Source organism: Ruegeria sp. BB5 (assembly GCF_056539405.1).
The window spans coordinates 689,233-714,039 of sequence record NZ_JBQFUX010000001.1 but is presented as its reverse complement, the minus strand read 5'-3'; the positions used below and the strand labels follow the sequence as shown (position 1 = coordinate 714,039).

Annotated in this window: 22 protein-coding genes; 13 read left to right on the top strand and 9 right to left on the bottom strand. The window is 57.4% G+C overall.

From position 1 onward, the window contains the following. The first annotated feature begins 45 nt into the window (after positions 1–45). Positions 46–2,133 carry a dipeptide ABC transporter ATP-binding protein gene (locus tag ACR0DL_RS03520; RefSeq protein WP_170348471.1) on the top strand — a complete coding sequence of 696 codons (2,088 nt, stop codon included), beginning with the start codon at positions 46–48 and terminating at the stop codon, positions 2,131–2,133. A gap of 127 nt (positions 2,134–2,260) precedes the next feature. Here ACR0DL_RS03520 and ACR0DL_RS03515 read toward each other — a convergent pair whose 3' ends face one another. Beyond that, positions 2,261–2,839, bottom strand: coding sequence for a lytic transglycosylase domain-containing protein (locus ACR0DL_RS03515; protein WP_480687603.1), 579 nt, complete (start codon positions 2,837–2,839; stop codon positions 2,261–2,263). Positions 2,840–3,045: 206 nt separating this feature from the next. Between ACR0DL_RS03515 and ssb the strand changes: the two genes are divergently transcribed. Then, positions 3,046–3,540, top strand: coding sequence for a single-stranded DNA-binding protein (gene ssb, locus ACR0DL_RS03510; RefSeq protein WP_170348469.1), 495 nt, complete (start codon positions 3,046–3,048; stop codon positions 3,538–3,540). An 18-nt stretch (positions 3,541–3,558) separates the two neighbouring features. Continuing rightward, positions 3,559–4,629, top strand: a complete 1,071-nt coding sequence (locus ACR0DL_RS03505) for a site-2 protease family protein (protein WP_480687601.1) — start codon at positions 3,559–3,561, stop codon at positions 4,627–4,629. On the opposite strand, the gene aroB is transcribed toward ACR0DL_RS03505, so the two are convergent. After that, a complete protein-coding gene (gene aroB, locus ACR0DL_RS03500) occupies positions 4,630–5,742 on the bottom strand; it encodes a 3-dehydroquinate synthase (RefSeq protein ID WP_480687599.1) in 1,113 nt (370 codons plus the stop codon). Continuing rightward, on the bottom strand, positions 5,742–6,329 hold the full coding sequence (locus ACR0DL_RS03495) for a shikimate kinase (protein ID WP_170374987.1): 588 nt from the start codon (positions 6,327–6,329) through the stop codon (positions 5,742–5,744). The genes aroB and ACR0DL_RS03495 overlap by 1 nt, the downstream gene beginning before the upstream one ends. Before the next feature lie 79 nt (positions 6,330–6,408). Here ACR0DL_RS03495 and ACR0DL_RS03490 point away from each other — a divergent pair, with 79 nt between their 5' ends. From ACR0DL_RS03490 to ACR0DL_RS03475, 4 genes are all read left to right on the top strand, one after another. Further along, complete coding sequence (locus ACR0DL_RS03490; protein WP_170348465.1) at positions 6,409–6,558, top strand: hypothetical protein; 150 nt, start codon at positions 6,409–6,411, stop codon at positions 6,556–6,558. After that, positions 6,548–8,071: a hypothetical protein gene (locus tag ACR0DL_RS03485; RefSeq protein ID WP_480687597.1), complete on the top strand. Its 1,524-nt coding sequence runs from the start codon at positions 6,548–6,550 to the stop codon at positions 8,069–8,071. Before ACR0DL_RS03490 ends, ACR0DL_RS03485 begins: the two co-directional genes overlap by 11 nt. 2 nt (positions 8,072–8,073) lie before the next feature. Continuing rightward, on the top strand, positions 8,074–9,027 hold the full coding sequence (locus ACR0DL_RS03480; RefSeq protein WP_480687595.1) for a site-specific tyrosine recombinase XerD: 954 nt from the start codon (positions 8,074–8,076) through the stop codon (positions 9,025–9,027). Between the two features lie 63 nt (positions 9,028–9,090). Next, positions 9,091–10,398, top strand: coding sequence for an HlyC/CorC family transporter (locus ACR0DL_RS03475; protein ID WP_170358106.1), 1,308 nt, complete (start codon positions 9,091–9,093; stop codon positions 10,396–10,398). A 56-nt stretch (positions 10,399–10,454) separates the two neighbouring features. Here the strand turns inward: ACR0DL_RS03475 and ACR0DL_RS03470 are convergent, their stop codons facing one another. Continuing rightward, positions 10,455–12,023 carry an ABC transporter substrate-binding protein gene (locus ACR0DL_RS03470; protein ID WP_480687593.1) on the bottom strand — a complete coding sequence of 523 codons (1,569 nt, stop codon included), beginning with the start codon at positions 12,021–12,023 and terminating at the stop codon, positions 10,455–10,457. 194 nt (positions 12,024–12,217) lie between these two features. On the opposite strand from ACR0DL_RS03470, the gene ACR0DL_RS03465 reads away from it, so the two are divergent. The 5 genes from ACR0DL_RS03465 to ACR0DL_RS03445 all read left to right on the top strand — a co-directional run bounded on the left by ACR0DL_RS03465 (position 12,218) and on the right by ACR0DL_RS03445 (position 19,695). Continuing rightward, complete coding sequence (locus tag ACR0DL_RS03465) at positions 12,218–14,635, top strand: GcvT family protein (RefSeq protein WP_480687591.1); 2,418 nt, start codon at positions 12,218–12,220, stop codon at positions 14,633–14,635. Between the two features lie 31 nt (positions 14,636–14,666). Then, positions 14,667–15,266 (top strand): nucleotidyltransferase family protein, encoded by a 600-nt coding sequence (locus ACR0DL_RS03460; RefSeq protein ID WP_480687589.1) that lies wholly within the window; start codon positions 14,667–14,669, stop codon positions 15,264–15,266. Positions 15,267–16,033: 767 nt separating this feature from the next. Next, a complete protein-coding gene (locus ACR0DL_RS03455) occupies positions 16,034–17,470 on the top strand; it encodes a DegQ family serine endoprotease (protein ID WP_480687587.1) in 1,437 nt (478 codons plus the stop codon). A 181-nt stretch (positions 17,471–17,651) separates the two neighbouring features. Next, entirely contained in the window at positions 17,652–18,332 is a 681-nt protein-coding gene (locus ACR0DL_RS03450) for a response regulator transcription factor (RefSeq protein ID WP_170348457.1), read from the top strand. Next, positions 18,325–19,695 carry a sensor histidine kinase gene (locus tag ACR0DL_RS03445; protein WP_170358095.1) on the top strand — a complete coding sequence of 457 codons (1,371 nt, stop codon included), beginning with the start codon at positions 18,325–18,327 and terminating at the stop codon, positions 19,693–19,695. The genes ACR0DL_RS03450 and ACR0DL_RS03445 overlap by 8 nt, the downstream gene beginning before the upstream one ends. Here ACR0DL_RS03445 and ACR0DL_RS03440 read toward each other — a convergent pair. Genes ACR0DL_RS03440 through ACR0DL_RS03430 form a run of 3 tightly spaced genes read right to left on the bottom strand, consistent with a single transcriptional unit; the run spans position 19,692 to position 22,411 of the window. Then, entirely contained in the window at positions 19,692–20,159 is a 468-nt protein-coding gene (locus tag ACR0DL_RS03440; protein ID WP_480687585.1) for a CYTH domain-containing protein, read from the bottom strand. The genes ACR0DL_RS03445 and ACR0DL_RS03440 overlap by 4 nt on opposite strands. After that, positions 20,156–20,911 carry a ParA family protein gene (locus ACR0DL_RS03435; protein WP_480687583.1) on the bottom strand — a complete coding sequence of 252 codons (756 nt, stop codon included), beginning with the start codon at positions 20,909–20,911 and terminating at the stop codon, positions 20,156–20,158. Before ACR0DL_RS03435 ends, ACR0DL_RS03440 begins: the two co-directional genes overlap by 4 nt. Positions 20,912–20,914: 3 nt before the next feature. Continuing rightward, positions 20,915–22,411 (bottom strand): CHAD domain-containing protein, encoded by a 1,497-nt coding sequence (locus ACR0DL_RS03430; RefSeq protein WP_480687581.1) that lies wholly within the window; start codon positions 22,409–22,411, stop codon positions 20,915–20,917. A 244-nt stretch (positions 22,412–22,655) separates the two neighbouring features. Between ACR0DL_RS03430 and ACR0DL_RS03425 the strand changes: the two genes are divergently transcribed. Further along, the gene (locus ACR0DL_RS03425) at positions 22,656–23,048 is read left to right on the top strand and encodes a TfoX/Sxy family protein (RefSeq protein WP_170374966.1); all 393 of its coding nucleotides are present in this window, start codon (positions 22,656–22,658) and stop codon (positions 23,046–23,048) included. A gap of 7 nt (positions 23,049–23,055) precedes the next feature. Here the strand turns inward: ACR0DL_RS03425 and ndk are convergent, their stop codons facing one another. Then, the gene (gene ndk, locus ACR0DL_RS03420; protein WP_008757405.1) at positions 23,056–23,478 is read right to left on the bottom strand and encodes a nucleoside-diphosphate kinase; all 423 of its coding nucleotides are present in this window, start codon (positions 23,476–23,478) and stop codon (positions 23,056–23,058) included. Positions 23,479–23,580: 102 nt separating this feature from the next. After that, positions 23,581–24,783 carry a multidrug effflux MFS transporter gene (locus ACR0DL_RS03415; RefSeq protein WP_480688466.1) on the bottom strand — a complete coding sequence of 401 codons (1,203 nt, stop codon included), beginning with the start codon at positions 24,781–24,783 and terminating at the stop codon, positions 23,581–23,583. Positions 24,784–24,807: the final 24 nt, after the last annotated feature.

Here is a 24,807-nt window from a genome sequence, read left to right as displayed (position 1 = left end):
GATGAAAATGGTCGCTTGATCAATTTCATCAGGGAGTAGGAAACGATGAACAAACTGGCGGATTATGACGGTCCGATCCTCGAGATCGACAAGCTGTCGATTTCCTTCTTTACCCGTCTGCGGGAAATTCCGGCCGTGATGGATTTCTCGGTCAGTGTGCAACCGGGTGAAGCTGTAGGGTTGGTTGGTGAGTCAGGCTGCGGCAAATCCACAGTGGCATTGGGTGTCATGCAGGACTTGGGCAAAAACGGTCGGATCGTCGGCGGCACCATCAAGTTCAAGGGGCGTGATCTGTCCGAGATGACCTCGGACGAGTTGCGCGACATTCGTGGCAATGAGATCGCGATGATCTATCAGGAGCCGATGGCCTCGCTGAACCCGGCGATGAAGATCGGCAAGCAGCTGATGGAAGTGCCCATGATCCACGAAGGCGTCGGCGCAGAAGAGGCCTATGCCCGCGCGCTTGAGGTGGTCACCGATGTACGCTTGCCCGACCCGGAGCGTATGCTGAATTCCTTCCCCCATCAGTTGTCGGGTGGTCAACAGCAGCGGATCGTCATCGCCATGGCGTTGATGTCAAAACCAGCGCTGCTGATCCTGGACGAACCAACCACCGCGTTGGATGTGACGGTTGAGGCCGCCGTGGTAGAGTTGGTCAAGGATCTTGGAAAGAAATACGGCACCTCGATGCTTTTCATCTCGCACAATCTGGGTCTAGTGCTTGAGACCTGTGACCGGCTGTGCGTGATGTATTCGGGTGAAGCGGTCGAGCGGGGCTCGATTCATGATGTGTTCGACGAGATGCAGCATCCTTACACGCAGGCGCTGTTCCGCTCGATCCCCTTGCCCGGCGCTGACAAGAACGCACGCCCGCTGGTGGCCATTCCGGGGAACTTCCCTCTGCCGCATGAACGCCCGCCGGGCTGTAACTTTGGTCCGCGCTGCGACTATTTTGAGGAAGGCCGTTGTGACGCGCAAAACATTCTGATGGAGCCGGTGCCGGGCAATGATCGGCACCACACGCGCTGTCTGAAGTTCCAGGAAATCGATTGGAACGCACCGATCACCATGGCTGAACAGAAGGAAAAGGGCGAAATCGGGCGCACAATTCTGAAGATGGACAATCTCAAGAAATACTATGAGGTGGCCGCGAATGCCCTGTTCGGGGGGGGAGAGACCAAGGTTGTAAAGGCCAATGAAACGTTGAGCTTCGAGGCCCACGAGTCCGAGACACTGGCCATTGTGGGTGAATCCGGTTGCGGAAAATCCACCTTCGCCAAGGTGTTGATGGGGCTGGAAACGGCCACCGACGGTCAGATCTTGCTGGACAACCGCAATATCGAAGCTGTCCCGATTGAGGAGCGCGACACCAAGACCGTGGGCGAGGTTCAGATGGTGTTCCAGAACCCGTTCGACACACTGAATCCATCGATGACCGTAGGCCGTCAGATTATCCGCGCATTGGAAATTTTCGGCGTCGGAAATTCCGAGGCTGAACGTAAGCAACGTATGCTGGAACTACTGGACCTGGTGAAGCTACCCCGCGCCTTTGCGGATCGAATGCCGCGCCAGTTGTCGGGCGGACAGAAGCAACGTGTCGGTATCGCCCGCGCCTTTGCAGGGGACGCCCGCATTGTGGTGGCGGATGAGCCCGTCTCGGCCCTGGATGTGTCCGTTCAGGCGGCGGTGACTGATCTGTTGATGGAGATTCAGCGCGAGCATAAAACCACGCTGCTGTTCATCAGCCACGACCTGTCCATTGTGCGTTACCTCAGCGACCGGGTGATGGTGATGTATCTTGGCCATGTGGTCGAACTGGGCACCACTGATCAGGTCTTTGCCCCGCCCTACCACCCCTATACCGAAGCCCTGCTGAGCGCTGTTCCCATTGCGGATACGTCGATCGAGAAGCAGCACATCGTGCTTGAGGGCGATATCCCGTCGGCCATGAATCCTCCGCCGGGTTGCCCGTTCCAGACCCGGTGCCGTTGGAAATCCGAAGTTCCGGGCGGGTTGTGTGAACGCGACGTACCGCCAGTGAAAACTCTGGCCGATGGTCATCAGGTGAAATGTCATCTGGCCGAAGATATTCTGGCCCGTATGGAGCCGGTCATCAAAATCGCCGCGGAATAGGCTTCAAAATTGGTGCAAAGGGCGTCGGTTTCTGATCGGCGCCCTTTGGCATTACTTGAACAAATTTTCTCATAAGCATTTTAGCTAAATGTACCTGGTCAAAAGAGACCTAAGCATCGAATTTAACTCAACCGCCCCAGATAACCTTCACGTAGTTCTGGGTTTCCTTGTAAGGTGGTACGCCGCCATGTTTCTCAACCGCCTGAGGTCCGGCATTGTAGGCCGCCAGCGCCAGACGCCACGATTTGAACTTGCGGTATTGCCAGGATAGATACCGCGCGCCACCTTCCAGATTTTGCTGTGGATCATGCGGATTCACACCCAAAAGCTGCGCTGTACCGGGCATCAACTGTGCCAGTCCCAAAGCGCCTTTGTGTGATACTGCACGTGGATTCCAACCGCTTTCTTGTTGAACCAAGCGCAGGAAAAGCTCTTCCGGGACGTTATGTTTGCGTGCCGCCTGACGCGCCAGTGTCATATACTGACCGCGATACTTCCCGGTATAGCGTTTGTTAAACTTCGGTTGAGCAGTCTTGGGTTTAAGCCGCTCGGAATCCCGATACTGGGTTGCGGCGCGCGTGTCCAAAATCTTGGATTGTTTAAGGAAAATGTCCTTCCGGCTTTTGGTCGACAACGTTTGTGCGGCCACCGGATCCGAGACCAGAGCAACACATAAACCAACAAAACAACCAACCAGAAAACGCATTAAAGCCAATCTCGCTTAGTCAGGAACCTTATGGAGTATAGATATCTCAGTTTATAATGAAAGCATGGTTAACCGAACCTGAGTAATTTCTTGCTCAGTGTTGCATGCAGTAACTATGTTTCAACCAAGACGCAGGCCGTATAGGGTCGCTGGGAAACACTGCGCCAGATTCGGCGCGCATACGTCAATTCAGAACGGGGAAATACATGGCGGGTTCAGTCAACAAGGTCATTCTGGTCGGAAATCTTGGCCGCGATCCCGAGGTCCGAACATTCCAGAACGGTGGCAAGGTTTGCAATCTGCGCATCGCCACATCCGAGACCTGGAAAGACCGCAACACAGGTGAGCGTCGCGAACGTACCGAGTGGCACTCCGTCGCGATCTTCAACGAGGGGCTTGTCCGCGTGGCCGAGCAATACCTGCGCAAAGGGTCTAAGGTTTATCTTGAAGGCCAACTGCAGACCCGCAAATGGCAGGATCAATCCGGACAGGATCGGTATTCGACCGAGGTTGTTCTACAGGGCTTTGGCTCTACCCTTGTGATGTTGGATGGCCGCGGCGAAGGCGGCGGCGGTGGCGGCCAATCGGGCGGTTACGGCGGCGGTCAGGCCGGGGGTGGATACGGCGATCCTTATGGCGCACCGTCCAGCGCCCCTGCCCCGGCATCCGGTGGAATCGACGACGACGAGATTCCGTTCTAAGCGTAGCGGAGGCAAATCATGACATGGTCCTTCTCACTCGGCCGGTTTCTGGGGTCCGAGTTGAGGGTCCATGTCACCTTTTTCCTGCTGCTGGCTTGGGTCGGATTCGCCGCCTATTCCCGCGGCGGGCTGCCAGCCGCCATCGAAAACCTGATCTTTGTGCTGGCTTTGTTTGCCTGCGTCGTCGCGCACGAATTCGGCCATGCGCTGATGGCACGGCGATACGGCATCAAAACCCCAGACATAACCTTGCTGCCAATTGGCGGTCTGGCGCGGTTGGAACGGATGCCCGAAAAGCCGATGCAAGAGGTTTGGGTGGCCCTTGCCGGTCCGGCGGTGAATATCGTCATCTGGATCATTCTGGTCGCACTGGGGGCCGGTATGCCACTTGAGACAATGGCGCAGATCGACACCACTGTTCCGGGTTTGTTGAACCGTCTGGCATATGTGAATTTGCTGCTGGCCGCCTTCAATATGATACCAGCTTTCCCAATGGACGGCGGGCGGGTGTTCCGCGCCTTGTTATGTCTCAAAATGGATCGGGCGAAGGCAACCAGGATCGCGGCAATCGCAGGACAGATCGTGGCTGTCGCCTTTGGCTTTTGGGGGCTGAGCACCGGCAACGCCATTCTGGTCCTGATTGCGGTTTTCGTTTTTGTCGCCGCCAATTCCGAAAGTCAGGACGTGGCCATGCGTTCGGTCGCGCGGCGGGTTCTGGCGCGTGATGCGATGATCACTGAATTCCACGCTCTGTCCCCGTCCGATACGCTGGCGACGGCAGCGCAGGCAGTCATCCACACCACTCAGCACGAATTTCCCGTTTTGGATGATGACGGCGCATTGCTTGGGTTTGTCACCCGCGGTCGTCTTTTTGCAGCCCTAGCCGGGGAAACTCCGCGGTCCGACCCCGCCACGTCGGTCATGGAAACCAATATCCCAAGGGTGCAACTGACCAGCGGGCTTGAGATGGTTCTGGAAACGCTCCACAAGGGCGCACCGGCTATCGCCGTCTGCACGCAGACTGGTAAAATGGTCGGCTATATCACCCGGGAAAACATTGGTGAGCTGATGGTGATCCGGGGGCGCTGATTAGGCCGTCGCCAGGGCGTCTTCCAGCACGGATATCACCGCCTCACGCGGGACGTCCGATGTCACGAAAGCTTCGCCGATCCCACGCGCCAGGATGAACCGCAATTGACCGTCGATGACCTTTTTGTCCTGCGCCATTAGATCGACCAAGGCTTCGGCCCCAGGCAGGTCGCCGGGGATGTCATTCAAATCGGTTTTCATGCCCATAGCGCGCAAATGTGCCCGCACGCGGCTGGGGTCTTCCTGTGAACACAGACCCAGGCGCGACGACAGCTCGAACGCCAGCGCGCAGCCAATGGCGACGCCCTCGCCATGCAGCAGACGGTCGGAATAACCAGTGGCAGCCTCAAGCGCGTGACAGAAGGTATGGCCAAGGTTCAGCAGCGCGCGGTCGCCCTGCTCGGTCTCATCCCGCGCCACGATATCGGCCTTCATCTGCACCGAACGGGTTACGGCCCGCACCCGTGCGGCCATATCACCGCCTGAGACATCCGTTCCGTTGGTTTCCAGCCACTCAAAGAACGCTGCGTCTCCCAACAGGCCGTATTTCACCACCTCGCCATAGCCTGAAAGGAAATCGCGCTGGGTCATCGACCCCAACACCGAAGTATCTGCCAGCACCAGCGACGGCTGATGGAATGCCCCGATCAAATTCTTGCCCTGCGGCGCGTTGATCCCGGTTTTGCCCCCCACCGAACTGTCGACCTGCGCCAGCAGCGAGGTCGGGATTTGCACAAACCGTACTCCGCGTCGCAAAGCCGCAGCGGCGAACCCCACCAGATCGCCAATCACACCGCCACCAAAGGCAACGACGATATCCCGGCGCTCAATTTTCTCAGCCAGCAACCACTCTACAGTGCGTTCGAAATGCGGCCAGCTTTTGGTCGCCTCACCAGCAGGCAAAGTTAGCGACGTCATCTCGATCCCGGCGTGGGCTAAACCGTCACGCAAAGCGTCCAGATGCAGCGCGCCCACGTTCTCGTCCGTCACAACCGCCACTTTGGGCCGGTGCAACAACGGTGCGATCCGTGTACCGGCCTGAGCCAGCAATTCCGGGCCGATTTCTACATCATACGAGCGCTCGCCCAGCTCTACATGTACGGTTTGATGCATTACTTCCGTTCCAAAACATCGGGGCGTGTTGCCAGCGCATCCACCACCCGGTTCACCATATTCTCGATCGAGGTCTCGCCGTCGGACTCGGCGATCAAATCCGCTTTCGCATAAACCGGGACACGCTGTTCATACAAGCCGCGCAAAGTCGCATAAGGATCAGAGGTACGCAGCAAGGGGCGCGTGTCTTTGTGTTTGACGCGATTCCACAAAACCTCGAGATCGGCCCGCAGCCAGACCGAGACCCCGCGTTCCGTGATCATTGTGCGGTTCTGTTCCGCCAGAAACGCGCCACCACCTGTCGATAGGATGCCTTTTTCCTCATCCAGCAAACGTCCGATAACCTGAGATTCCTTAGCGCGGAAAAACGGTTCTCCGTCACGTTCGAAAATCTCGGGGATGGTCATATTGGCTGCCGATTCGATCTCAGCGTCGCTGTCGAGAAAGGGAACGCCCAGCCGCGCAGCCAGCGCACGGCCCACCGCCGTCTTTCCCGCCCCCATCATGCCTACAAGTACAACCGTTTTGTGCAGTGCAAAGCCCGCATCTGTGTCCGAGCTGTGGGTGTTATGCTTAATTTCGCTCATTTCACTGTGAATGACGTGATCTTAGGAAAAATGCTAGCTATAACTATGACAAAAGAGAAAATTGGGGCAGCGTTGAGCAATGGGCCGTCTAATCAAGTTCCTGTTATATCTGATTTGCCTGGGTTTTATCGGGCTGGTGGCATATGCCTATCTTGGGCCGTTTTTCGGTGCGGATTTCTCGGCGCCGCAAGACGAGATACGAGAGCCGGTAATCCTGAATGTCGAATAAGGCCGCAGTGTTCGCACTGTGTTTGGCCGGTTCGGCGCAAGCGCAGCAGCAACCTCTTTCTGTCATTGATTGGTTGAGCAACCCGCCAGAAAACCTGCCGGGAACCGTTTTGCTGGAACCGCCCGTGACACAGACCGGTGTGCGGCCGGATGTCGAAGTCACACCGCTTGAGGCGCTGTCGCAACCGCTGGGGTTGGTGTCGTCCTCTGTAACGGGCCTGCCTGTGAGCCTATGGCAGAACAGTGATCCCGACCGGTTGGCGCAGCTGATCGCTCGGGTTCCTGTTAAGTACAACCCAGCAATGCAGCGGCTGTTATTCACTCTGCTATTGTCCGAAGCGCGGGCCCCTGCCGGGCCGAGTGCGGAAGAAACCCTCTTGTTAGCTCGCCTCGACCGCTTGATGCAGCTGGGTGCCGCCGATCCGACGCAATCGCTGGTGCAACTGGCCGGACCCACCGACAGCCGCGCGCGGTTTCAGCGTTGGTTCGATGCAACGCTTCTGACCGGGGATGAGGATCGCAGCTGCACAGCGCTCATCGCGCAACCGCACCTATCGCTGGATTATGCAGCCCAGATTTTTTGCAAGGCGCGCCGAGGCGATTGGAACTCTGCCGCGCTAACGCTTGAGGCGGCCCATGCGCTGCAAGTCCTGCCCCCCGAGGATCTGGATGTGCTGGACCGCTTCCTGAGCCCCGAGTTGTTTGAGGATGCCGAGTACCTTCCCCAGCCCGACAATCCCGATCCGCTGACTTTTCGATTGTTTGAAGCGATTGGCGAACGTTTGCCCTCGGCCCCTCTGCCGCGGACTTTTGCCAACGCCGACCTGCGCGATGTGGCGGGCTGGAAAGCCCAGATCGAAGCGGCCGAACGCCTGACGCGGATTGGCGCGCTGACCCCTAACCAGCTATTGGGCTTGTATACCGAGCGTGCCCCGGCGGCGTCAGGTGCGGTCTGGGACCGGGTGTCAGCCATTCAGAAATTCGAAAACGCGCTGGAAACCGGTAAACTCGAAGCCATCGCCATGGCATTGCCCCTTGTATGGGACCAGATGCGCAGTGTCGGGCTTGAGGTTCCCTTCGCCGATTTATTTGCTGGTCGCCTGTCACAAGTCTCTCTGCCGGATGACAAAGCCGAAAACCTGCGGTGGCGTATCCTGCTGCTGTCCGATCTCTATGAAACCGCAGCCGAGTCTCCGCCGGACAAATCAGAAGATGCGCTTTTTCTAACCGCTTTGGCGCAAGGTGATCCGGGGCGTGCGCGCAGCCCTTCACCTTTGGCCGATGCGGTGGCTCAAGGCTTTGCCTGGGCGGCGCCGATCCCATCGGACATTCAGGCGATGCTGAACAACAACCAGCTGGGCGAAGCTATTCTTGAAACGATGGAAATGTTTGCTCATGGCGCCAGGGGCAATCTGGTCGATCTGACGGCTGCCATTGCCACCCTGCGCCGGGTGGGCCTAGAGGATACGGCGCGGCGTGCGGCCCTGAACCTTTTGATCCTGCAGGGCACATGATCATGGCGTCCCCGGCAACTTCTGAGCTTTGGATTTCCACCTTCCTGCAAGCGCAGGCGGCCGAGCTTGGGGCAGCCAACAATACCCTGTTGGCCTATGGCCGCGACCTAAAGGATTTCGCCGCCTGGCTGCAGCGCCGCAAAACCAACTTTGCCGAGGCAGAGCGGGATCAGATCGAGGCATATCTGATCGACTGCGACGCCCAAGGTCTGGCGCAGTCCACCCGTGCCCGACGATTGTCAGCGATCAAACAAATCTACCGTTTCGCGTTCGAGGAAGGCTGGCGCGACACCAACCCCGCCATTCAGATCAAAGGGCCCGGACGCCAAAAACGCCTGCCCAAAACGCTGGACGTGCCCGAGGTGGACCGGCTGCTGCAAGCCGCCCGCCAGACCGGGCGCACCAAGGCAGACCGGGTGCGGAATACCTGCCTGATGGAAGTTCTCTATGCCACCGGTATGCGGGTGACCGAACTGGTCTCATTACCTGTGTCGTCAGCCCGCGGTGATCCGCGCATGTTGCTGGTGCTGGGCAAAGGCGGAAAAGAGCGTATGGTACCCCTATCTCCGCCTGCACGCGACGCACTGGCGGTCTGGCTAATGGTGCGGGATGAAGCCGAGGATCAAGTTGTTGCCGATGGCGGTCAGCGATCCAAGTTCCTGTTCCCCTCACGCGGCAAATCCGGGCATCTAACTCGGCATATGTTCTTTCTGCTAGTCAAGGAATTGGCAGTTCAGGGCGGCGTGTCACCGGAAAAAGTCACGCCGCACACGCTGCGCCACGCATTTGCGACGCATCTACTTGCCAACGGTGCCGATTTGCGGTCGATCCAGACCCTGCTGGGGCACGCGGATGTGGCGACTACCGAGATTTACACTCATGTTCTCGACGAACGTCTGGCCGAGCTGGTGTTAGAGCATCACCCACTGGCGAAAGACCCCGACAACAAGGGCTAACCCCTTGATCCGCAGGGGGCGCGCCCCCATAACGGATGCAGCAACACCAACAACCAAGGACCAATGGAACCCTCTTCTTCTCTGATCGACGGCGCATTCTGGTTTACCACAGGCGCCATTCTGCTTTTGCTCGTCTTGTCGGGCTTTTTCTCGGGTTCTGAAACGGCATTGACCGCATCGTCACGCGGCAAGTTGCGGGCGCAGGCCGACAAAGGCTCACGCGGGGCGCAAAAGGCGCTGGACATCACCGATGACAATGAACGGCTGATCGGCTCGGTCCTGCTGGGCAATAACCTTGTGAATATCCTTGCCGCCTCGCTGGCCACGGCCTTGTTCACCCGGTTGTTTGGCGAAAGCGGCGTGGCGCTGGCAACGCTTGTCATGACTTTGCTGGTACTGGTTTTCGCCGAAGTTCTGCCCAAGACCTATGCCATTACCAACGCGGAAAAAGCGGCAGCATTGGTCGCGCCGATCATCAGTATTGTGGTGACGGTTTTCTCACCCATGGTCGCAGCCGTACGCCTGCTGGTGCGCGGTGTCTTGCGTTTGTTCGGTGTTCGGATCGACCCGGACAGCAACATTCTTGCCGTACGCGAAGAGATCGCGGGCGCGCTGCAGCTGGGCCATTCCGAAGGTGTGGTAGAAAAAGAAGACCGCGACCGCATCCTTGGCGCGCTGGATCTGGGTGATCGGACGGTGGAAGAGATCATGCTTCACCGCTCGAACATCGAGATGATCGATGCCGACGACGCGCCCGAGGCCATTCTGCAACAATGTCTGAAAAGCCCGCACACCCGTCTGCCCGTCTTCCGGGATGAGCCGGAGAACATTGTGGGAGTCGTGCACGCTAAGGACCTGTTTCGCGCCATGTATGCCCATGCGGGGGCCAGTGAAAGTGACACCAACCGGCTAAAAGAATTCGATATCTCCAAAGTGGCAAACGACCCGTACTTTGTGCCGGAAACCACGACGCTGGACGACCAAATGCGGGAATTCCTGCGGATGCACAGCCATTTTGCACTGGTGGTCGACGAATACGGATCATTGCGCGGTTTGATCACGCTGGAAGATATCCTGGAAGAAATCGTGGGGGAAATCGCCGACGAGTTCGATATCGAAGAAGACGTTCCGGTGACCCGCACCGAAGACGGGCAATTTCTGGTCGAAGGCGCAATGACAATCCGCGACGCGAACCGCGCGATGGACTGGTCATTGCCGGATGACGAGGCGAACACAGTCGCCGGGCTTGTCATACATGAGGCACAGATGATCCCGGTGGTAGGTCAGGTCTTCTCATTCCACGGGTTTCGGTTCGAAGTCACCGCGAAGGACGGCAACCGGGTGACCGAGTTGAAGATCCGACCGCTATAACCCGGCTAAAGAAAAAAACCGGCGCCCACCATCGGGCGCCGGTTTCATTTCCGGGGTTACGCGAACCAGGTACGGCTAGCGACATAGCCATCCATCAGGTCACCGTTCGCATGTGCGGACCAACCCGTCACCTTGTCCGAATATCCGTCGATGAACTGATTGAACATCGGGTTGATCAGACCGCCCTCTTCCCAGACGATCCGCGCCATCTGGGCGTAGATGTCTTTGCGCTTGGCGGCGTCCAACTCGGCACGGGCTTTCAATACCAGCGCGTCGAACTCTTCGTTCTTAAAGTTGGTGTCGTTCCAGTCTGCGGTCGACAGATAGCCAACCGACCACATCTGATCCTGCACCGGACGCCCACCCCAGTAGGATGCACAGAACGGTTTGTTGTTCCACACTTCTGACCAGTAGCCGTCCGCCGGCTCACGCTGAATCTCAAGCGGGATACCAGCCGCTTGTGCCGACAGCTGGAACAATTGCGCCGCGTCAAGTGCACCGGCAAACGCGGCGTCAGACACATGCAGAACGATGGGCGAGCCGTCATGACCCGACGCTTTGTAATGCTCAGCTGCCTTGGCCAGATCGAATTGGCGCTGCTCCATCGACGCATCGAACAGCGGATAGGCTTCGTTGATCGGAATATCGTTCCCGACCGAGCCAAAACCGCGCAGAACCTTGTCGACCAGCTCCTCGCGATTGATGGCGTATTTCAGCGCCAGCCGCAGGTCTTTGTTGTCAAACGGTGCGGTGTCGGTGTGCATGACAAAGATGTAATGCCCCCGGCCCGAGGTCGCATTGATGGTGACACCCGGCGCGCGGCCAAACAGCTTGGCGGTACGGGGGGGAACCACGTTGATAGCGTGTACCTGACCGGCCTGCAATGCTGCCGAACGAGCAGTGTCATCGTTCAGAACAAGGATCTCGTGGCTGTCATAATGGCCAACGTTTTCATCCCAGTGGTTGGCGAACTTCTCGAACGCATAGCGCACTCCAGGTTCATCTGCGGTCACCTTGTAAGCACCGGTCGAAACCCCCTCGCCGGGGTTATCGATCCCGCCACCCGGCTGCATGATCAGATGATAATCCGACATCAGATACGGCAGATCGGCGTTGGGTGTGGTCAGCGTGATCACCACGTAGTCACCGTCGACCCGCACATCCTCAATCCCGCGCATAATGCCCAAAGCACCCGACTGCGACTCTTCGTTCGAGTGGCGAGCCAGGGTCTGCTGTACGTCTTCAGGCGTCAGTGTCTTACCATTGTGGAATTCAACGCCTTTGCGGATCAGGAAGGTCCAGACCTTGCCGTCCTCATTCGCTTCCCAGCTTGCGGCCAGGCTGGGTGCGATCCCACCATCAGCAGTCACCACGGTCAGGGTATTTCCATAGGCCCGAAGCGCTTTGGCCGTCACATGCGACGCCGACAATGCCGGGTCCAGTGAGTTGGTGCTTTCACCACCCGTCAGACCCAAAACGAAATGGCCCCCTTTTTTGGGCGTCTCGGCCAGACCGGCCTCGGCCCAGATCAGGTTCGCAGCAGTGGCTGTCAGGCCAAGTGCCGCGGCTTTGGCCATGAATTCACGGCGGCTCAACGCTTGGGGTTGGGGATCAAACTTGCTCATCTTATGTCCTTGTAGAGTAGTTACACAGGGTCCTTCCCGGACGCCTGGTAGATCGATTCCGTAACAGAACCGCGACACCCTTTAGCGGATGTTTTCCGCAGATGCGATTTGCTGCGGCGACACGTTTTGTCGCATTCGGAATTGCATCCTGATCCCCACTGATCAGACTGGCAAAAACACTGACGGAGGCCTTCATGAAACTTGAAACCCGCGTAGCAGTTATTGGCGGTGGTGTCGTCGGTTGTTCCGTGCTGTACCACCTGACCAAACTGGGCTGGTCCGACGTCATGCTGCTGGAACGCTCAGAACTCACCAGCGGATCAACCTGGCACGCGGCGGGCGGGTTCCACACGTTGAACGGCGACACCAACATGGCGGCCCTACAGGGATATACAATCCGCCTGTATAAAGAACTTGAAGAGATCACTGGCATGTCTTGCGGATTGCACCACGTTGGCGGGGTGACTTTGGCCGACAACCAAGACCGTTTTGACATGCTGTTGGCCGAGCGCGCCAAGCATCGGTTCATGGGATTGGAGACCGAGATCGTCGGGCCGGACGAGATCAAGAAGATCGCGCCCATCACCAATACAGACGGCATCATCGGTGCGCTGTATGATCCACTGGACGGGCATCTGGACCCATCGGGCACCACTCATGCTTATGCCAAGGCGGCTCGGATGGGTGGGGCCACAATCGAAACGCATTGCATGGTGCGCGAGACCAACCAACGCCCCGACGGCACCTGGGATGTGGTCACCGATAAGGGCACCATTCACGCCGAACATGTAGTCAACGCCGGTGGCCTCTGGGCGCGCGAGGTTGGCGCGATGGCCGGTGTCTACTTCCCGCTGCACCCAATGGAACATCAGTATCTGGTGACAGATTCAATCCCCCAGATCGAAGCGATCATCGACGCTGGCGGAGAACACCCGCATGTCATGGACCCTGCCGGCGAAAGCTATTTGCGGCAAGAAGGGCGCGGGCTGTGCATCGGGTTCTATGAACAGCCCTGCAAGCCGTGGGCTGTCGACGGCACCCCGTGGGAGTTCGGGCATGAACTGCTGCCAGACGACTATGACAAAATCACGGACAGTATCGAATTCGCCTATCGTCGCTTTCCTGTTCTGGCCGAAGCCGGGGTGAAATCGGTGATCCACGGACCGTTTACCTTTGCACCGGACGGGAACCCTCTGGTCGGGCCGGTACCGGGGATGCGCAACTACTGGTCAGCCTGCGGCGTGATGGCCGGATTCAGCCAAGGTGGCGGAGTTGGCCTGACGTTGGCGCAATGGATGATCGAGGGCGAACCGGAACGCGATGTCTTTGCGATGGACGTGGCCCGGTTCGGAGATTGGATCAGCCCCGGGTACACCCGCCCGAAAGTGATCGAGAACTATCAGAAACGCTTCAGCGTCGCCTACCCGAATGAGGAACTGCCCGCCGCGCGCCCGAACCGAACAACCCCGATGTACAATATTTTCAGCGATCTGGGCGCTGTCTGGGGTCAACAATACGGATTGGAAGTCCCGAACTATTTCGCCCAAGGGGACGAGCCGGGCTATGAAACTCCCTCATTCCGTCGCTCGGACGCGTTTGACGCGACTGGGCGCGAAGTGCGCGCCGTTCGCAACAGTGTCGGCATCAACGAGGTCCACAATTTCGGCAAGTACCGCATTACCGGCCCTACGGCCCGCGCGTGGCTGGATCGGATTATGGCCGGGCGCATTCCACAACCTGGCCGAGTGTCTCTAACCCCGATGCTATCACCCAGGGGAAAACTGATCGGGGACTTTACCGTTTCGTGCCTGGCTGAAGGCGAATTTCAACTGACTGCGTCATACGGCAGTCAGGCGTTCCACATGCGCTGGTTCCTGACACATCAGCAGGACGGCGTACAAATAGATAACATCAGCGACCGGTTGAACGGGTTTCAGATCGCAGGTCCAAAAGCAAAGCAAGTCCTGGACGCCTGCACCCGCGACAGTGTTTCGGACCTCAGCTTTCTAGACGTGCGGCGTATGACCGTTGGCATGACCGACTGTATCGTGCAGCGGGTCAGCTATACCGGCGATCTGGGGTACGAGATTTATTGCGATCCGATGGCACAAAGACAGCTCTGGTGGGTTCTATGGCGGGCTGGACAACCGCACGGGATGGTGCCGTTTGGAATGCGTGCGATGATGAGCCTGCGTCTGGACAAGTTCTTTGGCTCATGGATGAGGGAATTCTCACCTGACTATACCGCCGCGGAAACAGGTCTGGATCGGTTCATATCATTCTCGAAAAACGCCGATTTCATCGGCCGAACCGCCGCTGAGCAAGACCGATCGCAGGGCCCGGCGCGCAAATTGGTGGCATTTGAGGTGGACGCCGACGACGCCGATGTGAATGCATATGAACCGATCTGGTTGGACGGTATGGTTGTTGGCTTCTGCACGTCTGGCGGATACTCGCACCATGCCCAAAAGTCGGTTGCTATGGGGTTCTTGCCCGTGGACCGGGTGACTGACGGATTGCAGGTTGAAATCGAAATCCTTGGTCAACTGTGTAAGGCTAGGGTGATCTCGGAACCACTATTTGACGCAGATGGCGCGCGCATGCGGGGATGACTCTGCCCTGTTGCGGCGGCATGGTGGCGGTATGACACAAATACCCATAATTCTATTGGCCGCTGGGCAATCCAGCCGCATGGGCGGCCAGGACAAGCTGTTGCAGATCATCGACGGCCAACCCTTGCTACGTCGCGCGGCATTGATTGCCGGGCTAGCGGCACCAGTCATCGTTGCATTGCCCTCCGCCCCGCATCTCCGATACCAAGCCCTTGATGGATTGGATCTGCATCAGGTCGAAATTCCGGATGCCCAAGAAGGTATGAATGCCAGCCTGCGCGGCGCACTTGCGCACGTGTCTCCCGAAGCGAGCGGCGCAATGATCTTGCTGGCAGATTTGCCGGACATCACAACCGAAGATTTGCTTGCAGTGCTATCCGCGGTCCAGGCCCACCCGGACAACCTGATATGGCGCGGCGCCACAGAGGACGGCAAACCAGGTCATCCGGTCATCTTTGATCGCAGCCTGTTTGATCAGCTCAGCCGTCTGACAGGAGACGAAGGTGCGCAATCCGTGGTGCGCGCGCATGCGGACAAGGTGCATCTGCACGCCCTGCCCGCCCAACACGCATTGCTGGATTTGGACACGCCCGCGGACTGGGCGGCATGGCGCGCAAAGCGGACCATCTAAAATCGACAGGTCTGAAAGTAAATCGGCCCGGTCGATAACGACCGGGCCGGTACCCAAAACAGGACTACCACTTTTCATCAATCCCGGAAACGCGGCCAATAATGTCTGTCGACACTCTGGCTATTCCGCCGCCGAACCTAAACAAGACCCCCTCGTTAACATGCCGCTCAGCGTTTCCAGTGACTGTGACAAGCCTTGGGCACCCCCTAGTGCCTTTGGCTCCCCCTCGCTTGGGCACATTCATCGTCACCCATCCGTTGGATTCAAACAACGTAAAATTGGAAAGAACGGTTAATTTTGCCGATATCAGGATGGTTTTTCCGCAACATTTATTAAAGGCGATTCAACCTTAAGATGAGTGACATTTTTGCTCGAAACACCACATTTCACCATTAAGCATAAACCTAATGTGCTATCTGGTCTAAATGTTATAAATTGTTTTCGATAACCGCATTAACACTTGAAGGTCGACACAACCAAGACGGTATCACCTGAAAATCGGAGATTGCGACGACTGACTTGTTAACGATTTTGATTCAATTCAACCTTTTTCGCGCTTTGGCGTCCAAACCGGCAACAATCCACCGATTCGTGCTCAGTGATTCGCACAAATCCTCCGACTCCAATCCTCGAACGTCGCGATAGAACCGCTAATTTGTGGCAAAATTAAGATATCTTAACAATTCGCTCAGGAAACACACAGAGTGAAGGCGCATCTCCTGTTTCAACGCGCGGCCGCACCCGCGTGATATAAACAGGAGATAAAAATGAGCATCCGCAAATCCTCACTTCTTTTGCCCGGGACAGCCAGTTGGGTTGGCGCTGGCGCACTGAGCGCCGCATTGCTGGCGACCACCGCCCTGCCCTCGATGGCCGACGAAGCACTGGCCGATCTTGTTGAAAATGTATCGCCCTCGGTCGTCACCATCATCGCCGAACAAGGTGCCACACCGGTTCCCACGCAGGGACAGGAGTTTGACTTTGACCAACACCCGTTCGGAGAATTTTTCAAACGCTTCGGCGCGCCCGAAGGGTTTAGCGCCCCGCAGCGTGGACCGGCACAAGGTCTGGGTTCGGGTTTCGTTTTGGATGAAGCGGGTTACATCGTTACCAATCACCATGTCGTAGACAATGCCGAGTCCGTAACGGTTCGCATGTCGGACGACCGTACGTTTGACGCCGAGGTTATTGGCACCGACCCGCTGACCGACATCGCAGTTCTGAAGATCGACGCGGATGAAACCCTGCAGGCGGTCGAACTGGGTGACAGCGACGGCATCCGCGTGGGCGAAGACGTCGTAGCCATCGGCAACCCGTTCGGGCTGCATTCAACCGTGACGACCGGTATCGTATCGGCCAAAGGGCGCAACATATCGCAAGGACCATATGCTGAGTTCATTCAGACCGACGCAGCCATCAACAAAGGCAACTCGGGTGGCCCGCTGTTCAACATGGAAGGTGAAGTCGTCGGCGTAAACTCGGCGATCTACTCGCCCACCGGTGGCTCAGTGGGTCTGGGGTTTGCGGTGACATCGAATATTGTGGAACACATCGCGGCCGACCTGCGCGATGACGGCCAGGTCAGCCGGGGTTGGCTGGGTGTGTCGATCCAGAATGTCAGCCCCGAGCTTGCGGCAGCCATGGGCATCGATAGCTCAATCGGCGCGCTGGTTGCGGACGTTGTTGCCGACAGCCCGGCTGAGGGCGTTCTGCAACAGGGTGATGTCATTCTGACCTTCAACGATGAAGTGGTCGATTCCAGCAGCGATCTTCCGGTCCTTGTCGGCACCACCAAAGTGGGCACTGACAGCGTTCTGACCGTTCTGCGCGATGGCAAGGAACAACAGATCGAGTTGACCGTCGGCCAGCATCAAAGCGCATCGGCCCAGATTGATAAGTCAGTGGACGAAACCGTCTCGGGCACTGCTTTGGGCGTAACTATTGCACCGCTGACCGACACCAACCGCGCCGAGATGGGTGTGGCTGAAAATGTCGATGGTGTGATCGTCACTGACCTGAAACCCGATAGCCCGGCAGCGAAGGCCGGTCTGCAGCGGGGCGATGTGATCGTGAAACTGGGCGGCCAGGAAACCGCAACACCGGACGCGTTGAAGGCCGCTCTGGACAGCGAAAAAACCGACCCCGCGCTTGTTCTTATCAATCGCGGTGGAAACCAGATCTTTGTAGCGGTCGAAATCGCCTGATCTGACACCAGCGCGCGCCACGTGATGGGGAAATCTGGCGGGCGCCTCCTCGGTGGTTTGAATTGTCCGCAAACCGCCGGGACTGCCGGGTGCGATACACCGCACCCGGCAGATTGATTAGCCAACCCATGTGCTTTGCCCAAAAATTGTGTTTAAATCCCGGTAGAAAGGAACTCGCATCATGAGCCGTCGCTTGCTGATCGTCGAAGATGATGAAGACACACGAGAGTTCATCGCCAAGGGATTTGGCGAAGAAGGTTATGTCATCGAGCAGGCCGAGGACGGCCGTGAAGGTTTGTATCATGCCACCGACGGCGGATTTGACGCGGTCGTTCTGGACCGCATGTTGCCGGGTTTGGATGGCCTGTCGCTGATCAAATCGATGCGTGCGGCGGGCGTTAAAACGCCGGTTCTGATGCTAACCGCTATGAGCGCCGTTGATGAACGTGTCAAAGGGCTGCGTGCCGGTGCGGATGACTATCTGGTCAAACCGTTCTCGTTCCAGGAATTGCACGCCCGGATCGAGGCCCTTCTGCGCCGACCGCAAGAGGCCGAGGAAAGCCCGACCCTGAATTGCCGCGACCTTGAGATGGACCTGCTGACCCGCAAGGTCACCCGCAACGGGCGCGAGATCACCCTCACCCCGCGTGAGTTTCAGATCCTCGAGTTTTTCCTGCGCCGGAAGAACCGCGTGGTATCGCGCACCATGCTGCTTGAGGGGGTTTGGGACTATCACTTCGACCCCAATACCAATGTGGTCGATGTCCATATCTCGAAACTGCGGCGTCAACTGGACGAAGGCGGCGAGCCGCCGTTGATTGAAACCGTCCGGGGCGCCGGTTACATGATATCTGATGGATAACCTGCGACTTTCCTTTAACAATTCACGCACACGCCTCGTACTGGCCAGCATGGTCCTCAGTACCTTGCTGACCGCGACCGTGCTGGCGTTGGTCTATGTAACGGCGAACCGCAGCATTGAAAGCGAGACACGTTCGGTCGTGTCGGCAGAGCTGACAGGGTTGGCGGATGAATACGAACGCCGAGGCCTGATCGGGTTGATGCGGGCGATTGAGCGGCGTCTTCCAACCGCCGCAGACCGCGATGCGTTGTATCTTCTGACCGATCGCTTTGGCGTCAATCTGGCTGGCAACCTTAAACAATGGCCCGAGAATATCGCAGCCGGAAGCGGCTGGGTCGATCTGGAACTGCGCCGGGCCGAAAATGATGAATTGGTGCCCGTCTCGGCCGCCTCGGTTCGCCTGCCCGGCGGTGAACGCCTGCTGGTAGGACGCGACGCACTGGCGCGGCAGCAATTCGACCGGGTTTTGCTGCGGTCGGTCGGCATCGCGCTGGCAATTGCCCTGGCGCTGAGTGTACTCACCGGTTGGCTATTCACCCGCCTGGTCTTTTCTCGCTTGTCCGATATCGCCAACACGGCAGAGAACATCGTATCGGGCGACCTAACCCGGCGCATGCCCCTGCGCGGCACTGGGGACGAATTCGATCAGGTATCCGGGACGCTCAACACCATGTTGGACCGGATTGAGGAACTGGTTAGCAATCTACGTACAACGTCAAACTCAATCGCCCACGATCTGCGCTCGCCCCTGTCGCGGTTGAAGCAACGAGTTGAAACGCTGTCTGACCCTTCGAAAACGGATCAAGAGCGCGAGATTGATATCGCGCGGGCCAGTGTGGAAATCGACCATGTGTTGCGAGTATTGGGGCAACTGACCGAAATCTCACGCGCCGAAGCTGGCGTTGGTCGGGAACAATTCGAACCGGTCGATCTGCAGCAACTGGTGGCGGATGTAGTGGAGCTTTACGATCCCGTGGCAGTCGATCAGGGTATCCAGCTTGAGGTCACGGGCACAGCAGCGCCAATACCGGGGCATCGCCCGCTGTTGTCCCAGGCCCTGTCGAACCTGCTGGAAAACGCGATGCGCTATGCGCCGCAGGACACCACTGTCACGATCCACCTGTCCGAAGATGGTGCCTATTCAAATCTGAGCGTTCGCGATCGTGGTCCCGGCGTTCCGCAAGAAGACCTGCCGCGCCTGCAAATGCCGTTTGTCACACTGGACCCGGCCCGAACCGAGCGGAATGCCGGTCTGGGCCTGGCCCTTGTCGCTGCGATTTCCCACATGCATGGCGGCGCGTTTGAAGCCAGTAATTGCAATCCGGGGCTTGAAGCGAAAATCAAATTGGCGCGCAAACCCTAAGTGGGCACGCCGTTGATTGCCATTTTCTTGTTTTTATAGCGTTTATCAGCGGTAACATCCTCACCGAACCAATCCGGCGGAGTGTAGGCCATAGCCTCGGCTTCGGTCTCAAATTCCACCTCGACCAATTGCAGAGGGGCCAGATCGCCCTGAAACACGTCCAACTCGAACGTGCGCCCGTCGGACAACTGGCCTGTGAAACGTTCCTTTTCCACCCGGCGCCCATCTGTTTCCGGCCAGAATGTTTCGAATTGCTCGGCCGAAATTTCAGCCTCACGCTCGACCCGCACCATCGAACCGCCACCTTTGAGGGTTAGGAAGAACCGGTCATTCTTTTGACGCAGGCGCAGTTCGGTGGAATCGTCGGGCGCTGTCAAATATCCCTGCCGCACGATAGCTTTCTCTGCGCCGCTGAGGTCCGGCAGGTCCGCGACCAAAAACTTGCGTTCAATTTCCATGCTCATTTGCTTGAAATCACTCCGTTTTCCAATTCATCGAACAACGACTGATAGGCAGAGCTGGCGTCACTGCGACCAGCAAAGATACTGACCGGGGCGCGGTTTTGGCCCATACGTTCAATATCGGCGGCAAAAGGTATTTCGGTTTGCAGGAACCGTTTTTTATGCTGTTTACGCATCTTCTCCATCGTTTCCAGATGCAAGGTTTTGCGCCGCTGCACCATCGAAAAGAACGCCCTAATCTTTTTCTTGGGCAGCTTCTGTTGGTCAAAGAAGGCCACCAACTGCGCAAGCGTTCGCTCGGACAAAGTGGTCGGAATGACCGGCACCACGATCTGATCCGCCGCCTTAAAAACGTTCTCGGACAGGGTCGAAAAATTCGGGGGGCAATCCAGAATGATCACGTCGTAGTCACTGCCGGCGGCGGCCAGAGCCTTTTTCAACCGGGATCGCTTGTTTCGCATACGCGATAGGAACACGTCAAAGTCGCGAAAGGTCAAGTTCGCTGGCAACACGTCCAGCCCTTCGAAATCACTGGCCTTGATAGATTTGGTGAACCGGGAAACATCCTCGAAAAACCGCGCGTCGGTCAGCTTTTTTGAAGGTTTTACCCGAAAATAGAACCCCGCCGCACCCTGCGGATCAAGGTCGCACAACAACACGGTGTACCCTGCTTGCGCATAGGCATAGGCTAGGTTTACCGAGGTTGCGGTTTTACCCACACCGCCCTTGTTGCTGTAGCAGGCAATGATCTTCACCAGTCAATCCTCCTTTTGGCGAAACAGGGCTCGGAACAGGTTCTGAGTCTCGGGGCTATCGAAATGCCGAAAATTGGCAATCACGTGGTCGCGCTCAGCTTTTTGGCGCTGATCGAGTACGGCGATCAACCCTCCGACGGCCATGGCAAGCGGCGCACTTGTCCGATTTCGGGCATCACTTTGAGTGGAAACAAAATTAAGCAGCGCCTCTTGTTGCACCGAATAGTCATTGAACAAACCCAAATTATCTTGCATTTTTTTCAATGGCTTAATGAGCGTTTTGATATCACTCTTGTCGAACAAAGGCGCAAAGAACTCCATCAGATAGCGCAGCTTCTTGCAGTCTATCCGCAGTTCATGCACCGCCTCGTCTGGAGTTTTTGGGGTAATCCCACGGGCAAGCTTGCATACTTTTCGGTAGCGTTTCCAGATCAACGAACGGGCATAGTCATAAGCTCTGAGCTCGGCGTTGGGTCCGGGTTCCAACCGTTTAGTATCAGCAAACAATGCTAGAAGTTGCTTCATCTGTCTGCCATAGGCGGCACTGCGCAAACGCCGACTCAGCACAGCAAGTTCGCGGTTACGCTCTTGTTCAAACTTCGCGAACATCGCCTCGATACCGAGATGAAGGTTAGGCGGTATCAGGTTGAAATAAATGTCTTTTTCCAAAAGATAGACATCCAAATCCCGCACCCGCCCCGTAGACGCCATCAGGTCCGAGAATTCGCGTTTTAGTGCGCTTGTCTGATCTGGCGAAAACACGCCTTTGAACAGGCTCAGCACGGACCGCACGCGCCTGAGCGAGACGCGATAATCATGCAAAAATTCCGTGTCTATATCCGCGACGATCCCTGCCTCATTCCGGCGCGCGACCTCCAGATAGGTGCGGATGATATCCACCGCCACTTCGATCGAAGGTTCCTGTTTGCCCAACTCGATATCGGGTTTGGCATTGTAGGCAGGGAAATCTGCAAAAAGGCCTTGCATGACCACCTCTGCACCTGACGCGCCAGCCGCCAATTCCCCTAACGCCAAACTGACCTTTTGAAAGGGGCGTTTATACCCGCGCAGGGGTTGAACGGTCAGGATCGTCACCTGCCCGTGGTGTGTGCCCAAAGTCAGGGCGCGGCCGCGAACTTGTGTTTTTTGCAGATCGTCCAATACGGCAAAAGTGCTGCCTTTGATGGTGCCAGAGCCGATACACATAAGCGCGCGCAACTTTGGGAAATCTTTCAACGCCGCGCGGACAGGTCCATCCGGCAAGTCCTGTACGAACATGCCTGTGCCGCCGCCATCCTGAATCAAAAAGTCCCTGTCGTTCAGCAGCTGCAACGAGCCGCCTGTTTCGATCAATAACCGGCCTTTGGCCCGTAGCGACTGATCATGGCTGTCTAGCAGGTCAAAGGAGCGGGCAGCGGAAGGCGGTTCAATCGCGATCGTCAACCCCTTAACTAATCCTGAGAATTCGTCCTGGTCGAACTTGCCTGAAAGGACGAACACCCTGCGTTTCCGCCCCATCACCCGCGCCTCGTTTTCAAGGCATCAAGGCTTCGTAGTGCCGTGCCATCGAACTGCCAGCGCGGGTTCTTGCCGTGTCTCTTAGCGGTCTCCCGGTTCTTGAACATCGGCACCCTCATGACAGCATGGTGCCATGAAATCGCATACTATTCCGTCTGGCAAGCTTGATGTCTTACTGACCGTGCGTCAGGTCGACAGCCCCTAAACACCCCGCTAAAAGTAGCGCATGTCCGACCCTATCTCCTCAATCCGCAACCTCGGCCCGGCTTACGAACAAGCCTGCGCCCGTGCAGGTATTCATTCGGCACAGGAATTGCGCGAATTAGGTCCCGATAAAGCCTATTCCCGGCTTTTGCAGACAGGAACCAAGCCGCATTTCATCGGCTATTACGTGCTGGTCATGGGGTTGCAGGGCCGCCCGTGGAACGATTGCAAGGGCGATGAGAAAAAGGCCCTGCGGCAGCGGTTCGATGCCATTAAGGCCAGCGTCACCGCGATGCCTGAAACCCAGATGATCTCGGATCTGGATGCAATCGGTGTGCGGGTGTCTGCCGACGACCTCAAGCCGAAAAAAAAGAGCCGCACCCGTAAACGGGAGCGGCTCAAGAATCCGATCTGACGGCGGCTTAGCCGACCAGTTCGATGCCCGAGAAGAAGTAAGCGATTTCAACCGCTGCAGTTTCCGGAGCGTCCGAACCGTGGACCGAGTTTTCACCAACCGATTCAGCAAACTCGGCGCGGATGGTGCCGGGGGCTGCGTCTGCAGGGTTGGTTGCGCCCATGACTTCGCGGTTCTTTGCAATGGCGCCTTCGCCTTCCAGAACCTGAACAACAACCGGAGCCGACGACATGAATTCGCACAGTTCGTCATAGAACGGACGCTCGGCATGCACGTCATAGAACTTGCCAGCCTGAGCTTTGGTCATGTGGATGCGCTTTTGCGCAACGATGCGCAGGCCGGCTTCTTCGAACTTGGCGTTGATCTTGCCAGTCAGGTTGCGGCGGGTTGCATCAGGTTTGATGATCGAGAATGTGCGTTCCAGTGCCATGTCGGCCTCTCCTTAACATAAGGCGCGGGGTCGCGCCGAAATCCATCGCGCGCCGCGTAGCACGGTCTGTCTGATATGAAAAGGACTATGATGCGCAGCGGCTCAGATCGGCTCGGGCAGTGGGTCCTGACGGTCAACCCAGCGCACATAAACCACGGCCAACAGTCCGGCAGAGCTGCAGGCCCACATCATACCCAAAACCAGAAACGGCCCGTTGTCGGGGCTGACCCATAACCCGGTCAGCGAGGTCAGTACCGCCCCAAGCGCCACGATCATCGCACCTGACAAGCCAGCGGCGCTGCCTGCCAGTTTGGGCCGGACAGACATCAGACCGGCCGAGGCATTGGCGTTGGTCAATCCGTTGCCAAAGCCAACAAAAATGGCAGACCCGAAAAACACCCAGACCGAGCCCAGATCCGCAAGAAACAGCAGAAGACCCAAAAGTGGCCCAGTCGACGCGACGATGCGTCCGATCAGGATCATGGTTGTCAGTGGTGTTCTGGCGGCGATCCGACCCGTGATGAAATTCCCCACCATGAAGCCACCGGTGATGATGCCGATCCCCAATCCCAACATCGCGGGGCTTAGATCGAACCATGCCGCCGCCACCAATGGAGCTCCGGTGATGAAACTGTAGAACCCACCGATCGAAAAGGACGCACACAAGGCATAACCCCAGAACCGGCGAGCACGAAAAAGGTGGGGGTATTCACGCAACTGCGCCGCGAAGGTTGAAGAACGGTTGGTATTGGTCTCACCCATATCGACCCACAACAACAGCAGCATCCCCGCTCCCAGCGCCGAGTACAGAACAAAGCCTGCCCGCCAGCCGAACAGGCCGTCCAGCGCACCGCCTAGCATTGGCCCAAGCATCGGGGCCAGCGCCATCGCCATGGCCACATAGCCCAGTTTGCTGGCGGCCTCGTTCGGCGGGTACATGTCCCGGATTGCGGCGCTCGACAGCACAGGCCCGGCAACCACAGCCGCCTGCAACAGACGAAAGCCCAGAAAGGCCCAGATTGATTCAGCCAAAACGCAACCAACCGAGGCCACAACAAAGACCGACATACAGATCAGCAAAACGGGCCTGCGACCAAATCGGTCGGACAGCGGCCCCATGATCAGTTGCAATACTGCAGACACCGCCAGATATCCGGCCACCGACAGGTTCACCAATGCATAGTCGACCTGAAAATCCCCGGCCATTCGGGCCAGCGACGGCAGGAACATATTCAACGTCAACACGGAAATCGCCGTGGCGAACACCAAAGTGACTAGAGAGGGAGGCGAAGAAGCCGAGCGCATGTTAAAACCGTCAAAATCCAACCG

Excerpts from the sequence above, each read along its gene's own strand:
- ACR0DL_RS03490 (WP_170348465.1), top strand. The coding sequence starts at position 6,409 with ATGGGCCGTCTAATCAAGTTCCTGTTATATCTGATTTGCCTGGGTTTT.
- ACR0DL_RS03425 (WP_170374966.1), top strand. The coding sequence starts at position 22,656 with ATGTCCGACCCTATCTCCTCAATCCGCAACCTCGGCCCGGCTTACGAA.
- ACR0DL_RS03505 (WP_480687601.1), top strand. The coding sequence starts at position 3,559 with ATGACATGGTCCTTCTCACTCGGCCGGTTTCTGGGGTCCGAGTTGAGG.
- ACR0DL_RS03460 (WP_480687589.1), top strand. The coding sequence starts at position 14,667 with ATGACACAAATACCCATAATTCTATTGGCCGCTGGGCAATCCAGCCGC.
- ACR0DL_RS03450 (WP_170348457.1), top strand. The coding sequence starts at position 17,652 with ATGAGCCGTCGCTTGCTGATCGTCGAAGATGATGAAGACACACGAGAG.
- ACR0DL_RS03445 (WP_170358095.1), top strand. The coding sequence starts at position 18,325 with ATGGATAACCTGCGACTTTCCTTTAACAATTCACGCACACGCCTCGTA.
- ssb (WP_170348469.1), top strand. The coding sequence starts at position 3,046 with ATGGCGGGTTCAGTCAACAAGGTCATTCTGGTCGGAAATCTTGGCCGC.
- ACR0DL_RS03480 (WP_480687595.1), top strand. The coding sequence starts at position 8,074 with ATGGCGTCCCCGGCAACTTCTGAGCTTTGGATTTCCACCTTCCTGCAA.
- ACR0DL_RS03520 (WP_170348471.1), top strand. The coding sequence starts at position 46 with ATGAACAAACTGGCGGATTATGACGGTCCGATCCTCGAGATCGACAAG.
- ACR0DL_RS03475 (WP_170358106.1), top strand. The coding sequence starts at position 9,091 with ATGGAACCCTCTTCTTCTCTGATCGACGGCGCATTCTGGTTTACCACA.
- ACR0DL_RS03515 (WP_480687603.1), bottom strand. The coding sequence starts at position 2,839 with ATGCGTTTTCTGGTTGGTTGTTTTGTTGGTTTATGTGTTGCTCTGGTC.
- ACR0DL_RS03440 (WP_480687585.1), bottom strand. The coding sequence starts at position 20,159 with ATGAGCATGGAAATTGAACGCAAGTTTTTGGTCGCGGACCTGCCGGAC.
- ACR0DL_RS03465 (WP_480687591.1), top strand. The coding sequence starts at position 12,218 with ATGAAACTTGAAACCCGCGTAGCAGTTATTGGCGGTGGTGTCGTCGGT.
- aroB (WP_480687599.1), bottom strand. The coding sequence starts at position 5,742 with ATGCATCAAACCGTACATGTAGAGCTGGGCGAGCGCTCGTATGATGTA.
- ACR0DL_RS03415 (WP_480688466.1), bottom strand. The coding sequence starts at position 24,783 with ATGCGCTCGGCTTCTTCGCCTCCCTCTCTAGTCACTTTGGTGTTCGCC.
- ACR0DL_RS03495 (WP_170374987.1), bottom strand. The coding sequence starts at position 6,329 with ATGAGCGAAATTAAGCATAACACCCACAGCTCGGACACAGATGCGGGC.
- ACR0DL_RS03485 (WP_480687597.1), top strand. The coding sequence starts at position 6,548 with ATGTCGAATAAGGCCGCAGTGTTCGCACTGTGTTTGGCCGGTTCGGCG.
- ACR0DL_RS03470 (WP_480687593.1), bottom strand. The coding sequence starts at position 12,023 with ATGAGCAAGTTTGATCCCCAACCCCAAGCGTTGAGCCGCCGTGAATTC.
- ndk (WP_008757405.1), bottom strand. The coding sequence starts at position 23,478 with ATGGCACTGGAACGCACATTCTCGATCATCAAACCTGATGCAACCCGC.
- ACR0DL_RS03455 (WP_480687587.1), top strand. The coding sequence starts at position 16,034 with ATGAGCATCCGCAAATCCTCACTTCTTTTGCCCGGGACAGCCAGTTGG.